The sequence below is a fragment of the Streptomyces sp. a15 genome, assembly GCF_059026085.1.
This window is the reverse complement of the sequence record NZ_JBWLKM010000162.1, coordinates 1-8,243: the sequence shown is the minus strand read 5'-3', so window position 1 is coordinate 8,243 and position 8,243 is coordinate 1. Positions and strand designations below refer to the sequence as shown.

The 8,243-nt window shown below is 67.3% G+C and carries 10 protein-coding genes and 3 pseudogenes; 5 read left to right on the top strand and 8 right to left on the bottom strand.

Annotation, left to right across the window (positions count from 1 at the left end; translation table 11 throughout):
• Both AC5P09_RS50590 and AC5P09_RS50585 read left to right on the top strand, forming a co-directional pair.
• Positions 1–599 (top strand): DinB/UmuC family translesion DNA polymerase (locus tag AC5P09_RS50590; protein ID WP_493880415.1); only part of this gene is annotated, 599 nt, incomplete at its 5' end.
• A gap of 16 nt (positions 600–615) precedes the next feature.
• Entirely contained in the window at positions 616–894 is a 279-nt protein-coding gene (locus AC5P09_RS50585; RefSeq protein ID WP_493880414.1) for a hypothetical protein, read from the top strand.
• A gap of 156 nt (positions 895–1,050) precedes the next feature.
• Here AC5P09_RS50585 and AC5P09_RS50580 read toward each other — a convergent pair.
• From AC5P09_RS50580 to AC5P09_RS50545, 8 genes and pseudogenes are all read right to left on the bottom strand, one after another.
• Positions 1,051–1,257: pseudogene (locus AC5P09_RS50580) on the bottom strand (transposase); the annotation flags it as partial.
• Between the two features lie 73 nt (positions 1,258–1,330).
• On the bottom strand, positions 1,331–1,468 hold the full coding sequence (locus AC5P09_RS50575; protein WP_493880413.1) for a hypothetical protein: 138 nt from the start codon (positions 1,466–1,468) through the stop codon (positions 1,331–1,333).
• Positions 1,444–1,641: a hypothetical protein gene (locus tag AC5P09_RS50570; protein ID WP_493880412.1), complete on the bottom strand. Its 198-nt coding sequence runs from the start codon at positions 1,639–1,641 to the stop codon at positions 1,444–1,446. The genes AC5P09_RS50575 and AC5P09_RS50570 overlap by 25 nt, the downstream gene beginning before the upstream one ends.
• Positions 1,642–1,755: 114 nt before the next feature.
• Positions 1,756–2,247 carry a DUF6192 family protein gene (locus tag AC5P09_RS50565; protein WP_493880411.1) on the bottom strand — a complete coding sequence of 164 codons (492 nt, stop codon included), beginning with the start codon at positions 2,245–2,247 and terminating at the stop codon, positions 1,756–1,758.
• Between the two features lie 244 nt (positions 2,248–2,491).
• A pseudogene (locus AC5P09_RS50560) lies at positions 2,492–2,911 on the bottom strand (helix-hairpin-helix domain-containing protein); the annotation flags it as partial.
• 102 nt (positions 2,912–3,013) lie between these two features.
• A complete protein-coding gene (locus AC5P09_RS50555; protein WP_493880410.1) occupies positions 3,014–3,652 on the bottom strand; it encodes an SMI1/KNR4 family protein in 639 nt (212 codons plus the stop codon).
• Positions 3,653–3,919: 267 nt separating this feature from the next.
• A complete protein-coding gene (locus tag AC5P09_RS50550) occupies positions 3,920–4,231 on the bottom strand; it encodes a hypothetical protein (protein WP_493880409.1) in 312 nt (103 codons plus the stop codon).
• 717 nt (positions 4,232–4,948) lie between these two features.
• Positions 4,949–5,782 (bottom strand): PIG-L family deacetylase, encoded by an 834-nt coding sequence (locus AC5P09_RS50545; protein WP_493880408.1) that lies wholly within the window; start codon positions 5,780–5,782, stop codon positions 4,949–4,951.
• A 635-nt stretch (positions 5,783–6,417) separates the two neighbouring features.
• Here AC5P09_RS50545 and AC5P09_RS50540 point away from each other — a divergent pair.
• The 3 genes and pseudogenes from AC5P09_RS50540 to AC5P09_RS50530 all read left to right on the top strand — a co-directional run.
• Positions 6,418–6,792 carry a hypothetical protein gene (locus AC5P09_RS50540; RefSeq protein WP_493880407.1) on the top strand — a complete coding sequence of 125 codons (375 nt, stop codon included), beginning with the start codon at positions 6,418–6,420 and terminating at the stop codon, positions 6,790–6,792.
• A 211-nt stretch (positions 6,793–7,003) separates the two neighbouring features.
• On the top strand, positions 7,004–8,008 hold the full coding sequence (locus tag AC5P09_RS50535) for an ATP-binding cassette domain-containing protein (RefSeq protein ID WP_493880406.1): 1,005 nt from the start codon (positions 7,004–7,006) through the stop codon (positions 8,006–8,008).
• Positions 8,005–8,243: pseudogene (locus AC5P09_RS50530) on the top strand (ABC transporter permease); the annotation flags it as partial. The gene AC5P09_RS50535 and the pseudogene AC5P09_RS50530, both read left to right, overlap by 4 nt.

The window sequence follows — 8,243 nt, the reverse complement described above, 5'->3', positions numbered from 1 at the left end:
TGGTCCTCCGGACGCTGCCCGCCGCCGCGACCGTCCGCCGCGCCTTCGACCGGCACGTCCTGGACGGCGCCGACGCCCGCGCCGCCCTGCTCGATCTCGTGGTCCGCCTCGGGATCCTGCTGCGCCGCCGTGGCCAGGCGGCCCGTGCGGTGACGCTGACACTGAAATTCGCCGGCGGCACGTCGTGGGAGAAGACCCGCCGCATGGCCGAGCCGTCCGCGCACGACGACGATCTGCGCGTCCTGGCCTACCAGTTGATGGATGCTGTCGGTCTGCAGCGCGGCCGCCTGACTGAACTCGCCCTCAAGGGCGACGACCTGGTCGACGCCGACCAGGTCGTCCAGCAGCTCAGCCTCGACGGCGTCCGCGAAGCCCGCCTGGTGGCCGAGGCGGCCTCGACCGCGTCCGCGACAAGTTCGGCCACGGCATCATCGGCCCGGCCACCGTCTTCAGGCGTGCCTCATGACCCGCCTCGTGCCGACCTCCGACGGTGCGCGGAGAGCTCCGATGCTGTAGGCGCCGCTGGGATGGCTGGGGGAGCGGGAGAACCTGCCGCACTGGCCCTACCCGCAGGCCCTCGACCACGCCCTCACCACTGAAGGACTCCCGCCCGGAGTGGTGCGGATCAGCCACTCCGGCAACCATTACGGTGCGCGGCTGTATCTGATCCTGATGTGGGACGTGAGCCCTACCGGCGGGCCCGGTGGCCTCCGGCTGCGCTGGGAAGAGGAGACGCGCTGGTCGTACGTCCTGACCCGCATCAGTACGTCGGACATACGCCAGAGGAGTTCGCGGGCGGCGTCCCGGTCGGTGGTGTCGGCGGGCGTCACCGTGATCATCACCGGGAGTCCGAGAGTGTCGACGGCGATGTGTCTCTTGCGTCCGTTGATCTAATGGGCAGTAGATGGAGCCGCGAGTGGCTTTGGAGACGGTCTCGGCTCCCTTGACGGACTGCGAGTCGACGATCAGCGTCACTGGCCAGGGGCATCGCCCCTCGCCAGTGCGGATCTGACGGCGGAGCTGGTCGCGCAGGAACGCCATGACTCCCATCCGGTGCCAGCGTGCGAAGTGGTAGTAGACCGTCTGCCAGGGCAGATAGTCGGGGGGCAGGGCCCGCCATTTGATGCCGTTGTCGTGCCGTTGTCGACGACATAGCGGAGGGCGTCGACGATCTCGCGGCGGTGCCACTTCTCGCGTCTGGCGCCCGTCTTGGTACGGCAGGCCGGGACGGGCAGCAGCGGTACGATCAGCGCCCATTCCCCGACGGTCGTGTCGGAGGGGTAGCGGCGTCGGCGGGAGGTCAGCAGCATCGCAGGGACTCGGAATCGGTCTATTTGGCGAGCTGGGCGAGGGTCGCGCGGACGCCGGTGAGCTGGGCGGCTGCAACCTGTGCCCATTCGTCGTCGGGATAGCGGGCCAGGTGCGGGTCGAGCGTCCCCGTGATCAACCGGGTGAGCCGGCCGAGCACGAGGCGAACTGCTTCTTCTCGTACTCGATCCAGTCGGCAGGCTCGTCGGAGAAGAGGTAGCCGTCCTTGCGTCGCCAGATGATCGGGGTCAGGTGCTCGGCGGCGCCGATGTCGCGCAGGTGGCGGACTCCGCGGGCGACCTGGGAGGGGGTGAGGCGGGTGGCGGCGACCAACTGCTTGGTCTGCAGGCCGGTCGGCCTGGCTTCGATCAGCGCGGCGCGGACCAGGTCGCCGTAGTGCTCGCTCAGCGGCAGGACCTAGCCGCGGCGGCGACGGGCGGTCATGGCTCAGTCGCCCTTGAGGAGCTGGGCGAGCTGCTCGTTCAGGGCGAACTGGCCAGTGTCGAGCGCGGCCTCCGGCCAGTCCGCTGCGCCGCGGACCTTGGCGATCCCGCGGCGGATCGTTTCGCGTTCGTCCTCGGTGAACTCTTGGTCCCGCAGACGCGGGACCAGATGGCCCAGGGTGGCGACGTATTGGTGGCAGGAGCTGACCAGGTCCACGTATTCGATGGTGTGCTCGATCTTGCGGACGGCCGGGACGCGGTCGCGGATCTTCTCGCGGGCCTCTTCAGAGTTGTCGAACTGGGCCCGGTTGACGGTGGAGCGGGTGTCGTCGCGCATGGCCTGGCGTGCCACGCGCGGCCGTTGCAACAGCTTGGAGGTGATGTGGTTGGCGACCTCGTCGTCCCGTGTCAGCTCCTGGACGACGCTGACCCGGTCGGCGGCCGGGAGAGCGGCGGCGGTCTCGGGCCTGCTGAGCAGACTGGCCGTGACCTTCACCGCCTGGTCGACCTGCTGCCCGACCAGGCGTTTCGCCCCGTCCGTGGTCCACTGCCGCTTGCCCGAACGGGAATTGCCTCGCCACCGCCGTGACCTGCACCTAGCCGAACAGAACACTGCTGTCGCCGACTTCGTTGGCGGCAGCAGTGCCCCGCATTCTCGGCAATCCCTTCGAACCACCCCACCAGACGCCATGACACCCAGAATCCAGCTTCCCGGACCACTCGACCAGGGATCTCAAACACCCACTGAGCTGGGCGATGGCCGCGTCGGCCCCCCTGTCCGGCAGGACGTGCTCGAGCCCGAAGAGCGGGTGGTCTGAGACATGGAGGCCGAGCATCTCCCGTTCTTGGGCGAGCAGGTAGGTCTTGTCCCACTCGTCCTCGGAGAAGGTGACGTCGAGTCCGAAGCCGGGCTCGCTGGTCTCCTCCTTGGCCATGCCGCCGGAGAGGTCGACGCCCCTCGGCCTCCTTGCGCTTGACCGCCACCACGTTGCGATCATCGGCTCGAAGTGCGCGGTCAGCCCCATGCGGGTGTGCTCCATGCTGTAGAAGGCGCCGGCTTTGACCAGCGATTCCGTGGTGCGCTTGTTGCAGACCACCGCCTCGACCTTGTCGAGGTAGTCGGGGAAGGACGTGTACTTCCCCTTGGCCTTGCGGCACTGGTGAGTACCTCCCCTCCCTGCCGGCCCTTCCGGCCGCCCCACCTGGACTGGTGGGCGGCTCGGCGGTACTGCCGGGAGCGTGGTGATCCGTCCCGGCCGCGCTCAGGTTCGGATCCTCCACTCAAGGCAGTGGTGGCCCGATTCGTCTTCGTAGGGTGCGGGCCAGTAGTACAGGAAGGAACCGTCAGTCTCCAGAGCGTCGGCCAGGGCGCGGAAGAACTCTGTCAGGCTGGTTGCCCACAGGGGCCCGTCCAGATCTCCGGACCCGATGCCCATCTCATATACGCGCCCGTATGAGGGCCCGGGGCGGTGGTCGACAAAGGCGACACCGCCGTCGTTGGGAAGTGCGAACGGCACGCAGCGATGCAGGTTCACGGCCAGCGCGTCCTCCTCCCACAGGTCGGCTTCGATGTTGTCCTTGCCGACGTACACGAGCACGTCGTACATCATCACGATGTCGTCCACGCCACTGAGCCGGTGTCCCGACGGAAGAAACGCACCAGCAGGCAGAAGCCTGCGTGAGCCAGTGACCGCAACAGGTTCAGCGGCTCCATCGTGTTGTTCCAGCAGTGCCTTGAGCTCCGGATGCAGGTCGAAGCCGAGCCGTGATTCCAGCTCGATGAGCCGCTCGCGCCCCGCCGGCCCTCGCAAGGTGGCCAGATCGGCGGGCGAGTTCGACCTGAGCCACGACTCAAAACGAGTCCATTCACGATCGAACGCAGGAAGATCCATCTGTGTCATGCGCCGAAAGATAGACGGTCGCACTGACAACGAACTCCCGCACCTCGCTGACCGGTCTGACCTGCAGGAGTTCAAACACCCGCTGAAGAGGCAGATGTACGGTCGGGCCAACTTCGACCTCCTTCGACGCCGCATCCTCTTGTCACCGTGATCAGGGTTGGGCCCGGGCAGTCGGAGGCCCTGGGCAGTCATGGCCCGGCAAGAGGCTCAGGGCCTCCGATCGAAGCCAGGCGGTCTGCGCGGGGCACCGCCATTCCTGGCGCCGCACTACACGTGTCGGACAACCTGATACATCGTGTGGGAGACGGGTGCCGGATGCGGGGCGCTGTTCCAGCCGATCTCCTCGGCGCGCTGCTCGATCGCCTCTCGCGCAGCGTGAGCTGCGGCTTCGTCCTCGAAGAAGGCGATGGACAGTCCGTTGCCAGTAGCAGGATCGACGAGGTGATACGCGCCATGGACACCGGACACGGTGGCGGCGGCCTCCAGCACCCAGTCCCGGTCGTCAGTCGGCATCGGTTCCCACACCGCCACTCTTGCGATCATCGCCGCCTCCTTCTGGTTGCTCTGACCGTCCAGCATGAAGCAACTCGGCAGAGCCCCTGGTCAATGACGCACTCAAGGCGACGTCGCAGCCGCGGCCTCGGCGAGGGGGGACCACGCTGGACGCCAGTATCAGCGTCTGAACCCACGGGCGAGGGGCTCGCTAACCTGATATCCGGTGGCTCTTGGACCAAAGTGGTTCGCGGCCAACTTGAGATTGATCAAGCCGTCGGACTCCCCGGTGGGTTCTGGGTGGCGGTGCTGGTGGGCACCGCCAGGGCGTTGCGTCCGGCGAAGCGGTGGCCGCTGACTCCTGCGGGCATGCCGGGCGGCGGTGAGCCTTCTAGGCTGAGGACAACAGGGTCTCGCGGCTGGTATCGGAGACCGGCCTCGTGACCTGCGCTTCTTCCGTTGTCCGCTGCCTCGTGGCGTGTCGGACATCGGAGTCTCAGCTTCGTGTCGCTTCCCCGGCGGTCTGTCCTGATCGGAGCAGACCGCCGGGCTTGTGACCTGGGCTGTCGCGCACCTTCCGAGTCAGCAGCCCGCAGGTCTCCCACCTGTGCGGTTGCCTTGGGTGACGAGCGAGGTGTCGGGTCGGCAGTGCGGGCACGCGTCGACGCCGCCGACGAGGGCCTGGTCGTGGGCTGTCGGAGCGGAACTCGCGTGGAGAAGCCTCCGTAAGCCTCCGGGTGTGTGACGCGCTCGATCGCGCTGTGCGGCCGATGAGCTGGCCTGGGCCCCGGTCGGACGGGCGGATCAGCGCAGTCCGGCGAAGAGATCGCTCTCGGGTACGGCGGCGCCGGTGGCGTCCTTGACACGTACGAAGGTCTCTATGCCCATCAACTCACCGAACCTCTCCTTGCCCATCTTGAGGAAGAAGATGTTCTCGCCCTGACTGGCGTGCGCGGCCAGCGCATCGAACTTCTGGCCGCTGAACGCGGTGGTGTCCACCCACGTGGTGATCTCATCGTCGGGAAGGCCGATCTCGGCCATCGCGGCGGCCTCGGCAGGGTCCGGCTCCGGCATGTCCTCATGGAACTCGCGCACGATCTCCCCGAACCGCTGCATCATCGAGCGGGGCATCGTCGTCCAGTACACCTTCGGTGTCAGCGCGGTCATCTTCAGCGCCGCCATCGTGATGCGGTGGGCCTGGATGTGGTCGGGGTGGCCGTAGAAGCCGTTCTCGTCGTAGGTGACGACCACGTCGGGTCGGTAGTGCCGCATGAGTTCCGCAAGTCGGGCCGCACCTTCCTCCACGGGGGTCTGCCAGAAGGATCCGGGGGCGTCGTTGCTCGGCCAGCCCGTCATCCCGGAGTCGGCGTAGTCCAGCATCTCCAGATCGCTGACCTTCAGGACGTCACAGCTCACCTCGAGTTCTTGACGGCGTATCGAGACGACGGCCGCCGGATCGTGTCCGGGATCGCCCGGCTTGACGCCTCCCGTGCCGTCACCGCAACCGCCGTCGGTACACGTCACGAGAACCGTGCGGATGCCTTCCGCCGCGTACCGCGCGAGGACCCCTCCGGTTCCGGTGGCCTCGTCGTCGGGGTGGGCATGTACTGCCATGAGCGTCAAGGGCCGGTCAGTCATGAAACAGTCCTCCTGCAGAAATGCGTCTTGGTCCGAGTGCGCGGCGGGCGTACCGCGATCCTTGGGCCCGGATTCTGGAGCCCGGATCCTGGTGGGCGGACGACCTTGTGGTCTCCGTGTTCCCCGTCCGTCCGGCGCCGGTGCCTCGGTGATGCAACAGTGCCTGCCGGACCGGCTGTTCCCGACGCGGCCGTTTGGCCTTCCAGGCATCGGCGTTCCCACGCGAAACGAGGTACAGGCGGTACCTGCACGTCTCAGTGCCACGTCGGATCCGGCTTCCATCCGGCACCAAGCGCGAGATCCCGACACGAAATTTGTTTGAGAGCCTACAGATGTAGGTTCTCGCCGCCCGTGGCATTGCCCGATGCTTCGACCTGCGGTTTCTCGCGGTGTCCCACGACCGTTGGCATGCCTTCTGTCTCACGGTCATGTCATTTCCTCGGGCACTGACCACGGTTCCGTAACTAGAGCCCCGAAGTGCCTTGTCGAGTCTCAGGGTGAAGCTTGACAATTCGGCGTCGGGTGATGGTTGACGACTTACTCAGACGACCTCATGGCGCAGGGCGGCTTCGTCTCGCTGTTCGAAAGTCCCCTGCCCCGTTGGGTGGTCCTCGAAGCGACAGTAGGGTTCCCGCATGGCAGAGGCGGAGATGGCCCGGCGGGCGCCCAGACAGCTCACCGAGATGCGCGATGTGTACGACCTCCTGGAGGAGGTGCGACTACGCCCGGGGATGTGGGTGCGAGGTAGTTCGCTTCAGCATCTGAGTTCCATGCTGTTCGGCTATCACGTGGCATTGAAGGTTCACGGCGCCGAGGAAGAGCTTGACTTCCGGCAGGGCGGCCCGTTCGCCGACTGGCTGTGGCCGCGGCTGGGGTATGAGTACAACAGCTCGCTGGGCTGGGCGGTCGAGATCGAGCGCACGGCCGAGGCCACGGACCGGCCCGCGATCGAGCTGTTCTTTGAGCTGCTCGATGAGTTCCGTGCCGAACAGGGCCTGCCGGGGGCCTAGCTAGGGCGATCCCGGGAGCGGAAGGGCAGAAAGGCTCATCCACCCCGGCAAACGGTTAGCCTGCCGACCGGCAGCCCTGCGCCACTGCTCGCCCCGTCCGCACAGGTCAGACACAGCGACGCACCACAGCTACCCGAGGCAACCCCCGGTTTCAGGGCGCTGAAAGCACCCTGAAACCGCGCTGAATGCACCCTGCCGCAACCTCTGCGGCATGACGACAACGACATCCCGCTCACTCGCCATCGCGGCCAAGGGACTGGCCAAGGCCTACGGGGACAAGACAGTCCTCGACGGTATCGATCTGCGTATCCCGGCCGGGTCCGTGTTCGCGCTGCTCGGGCCGAACGGCGCGGGCAAGACCACCGCCGTCAAGATCCTCTCCACCCTCATCAGGGCCGACGCCGGCGAGCTGCACGTCGGCGGCCACGATCTGGCCGCCGACCCGCAGGCCGTGCGGGCCGCGATCGGTGTCACGGGGCAGTTCTCCGCCGTGGACGGGTTGATCACCGGCGAGGAGAACATGCTCCTCATGGCGGACCTCCACCACCTGTCCAAGCAGGAGGGACGGCGGGTCGCCGCCGAACTCCTGGAGCGCTTCGACCTCACCGAGGCGGCGAAGAAGCCCGTCTCCAGCTACTCCGGCGGCATGAAGCGCCGCCTGGACATCGCCATGACACTGGTCGGCAGCCCGCGGATCATCTTCCTCGACGAGCCGACCACCGGCCTCGACCCCCGCTCCCGCCACACCATGTGGCAGATCATTCGCGAACTGGTCACGGGCGGGGTGACCGTCTTCCTCACCACGCAGTACCTGGAGGAGGCGGACGAGCTCGCCGACCGTATCGCGGTGCTGCACGACGGCAAGATCGCCGCCCAGGGCAGCGCCGGCGAGCTGAAGCGGCTCATCCCGGGCGGGCACGTGCGGCTGCGGTTCACCGACCCGGCCGCGTACCAGTCCGCCGCTGTCGCGTTGCGCGAGGTGACCCGGGACGAGGAGGCGCTGGCGCTGCAGATCCCCAGCGACGGCAGCCAGCGCGAGCTGCGCGCCATCCTCGACTGGCTGGACTCCGCTGGTATCGAGGCGGACGAGCTGACCGTGCACACCCCCGACCTCGACGACGTGTTCTTCGCCTTGACCGGCGGCACCAACCAGCCGACCAACCAGCCCAAGACCAACCAGCCGAAGAACAACCAGCCCAAGGAGACCGTCCGATGAGCGCCCTGTCCCTCGCCGTGCGCGACTCGTCCACGATGCTGCGCCGCAATCTGCTGCATGCGCGGCGCTACCCGTCCATGACGCTGAACCTGCTGCTCACGCCGATCATGCTGCTGCTGCTCTTCGTCTACGTCTTCGGGGGCGTGATGAGCGCGGGCATCGGTGGCGGCGGCGCCGACCGCTTGGACTACATCGCCTATCTCGTCCCGGGCCTGCTGCTGATGACCATCGGCAG

Coding starts and splice junctions, on each gene's coding strand:
- AC5P09_RS50555 (WP_493880410.1), bottom strand. CDS start 3,652: ATGACACAGATGGATCTTCCTGCGTTCGATCGTGAATGGACTCGTTTT.
- AC5P09_RS50540 (WP_493880407.1), top strand. CDS start 6,418: ATGGCAGAGGCGGAGATGGCCCGGCGGGCGCCCAGACAGCTCACCGAG.
- AC5P09_RS50545 (WP_493880408.1), bottom strand. CDS start 5,782: ATGACTGACCGGCCCTTGACGCTCATGGCAGTACATGCCCACCCCGAC.
- AC5P09_RS50550 (WP_493880409.1), bottom strand. CDS start 4,231: ATGCTGGACGGTCAGAGCAACCAGAAGGAGGCGGCGATGATCGCAAGA.
- AC5P09_RS50535 (WP_493880406.1), top strand. CDS start 7,004: ATGACGACAACGACATCCCGCTCACTCGCCATCGCGGCCAAGGGACTG.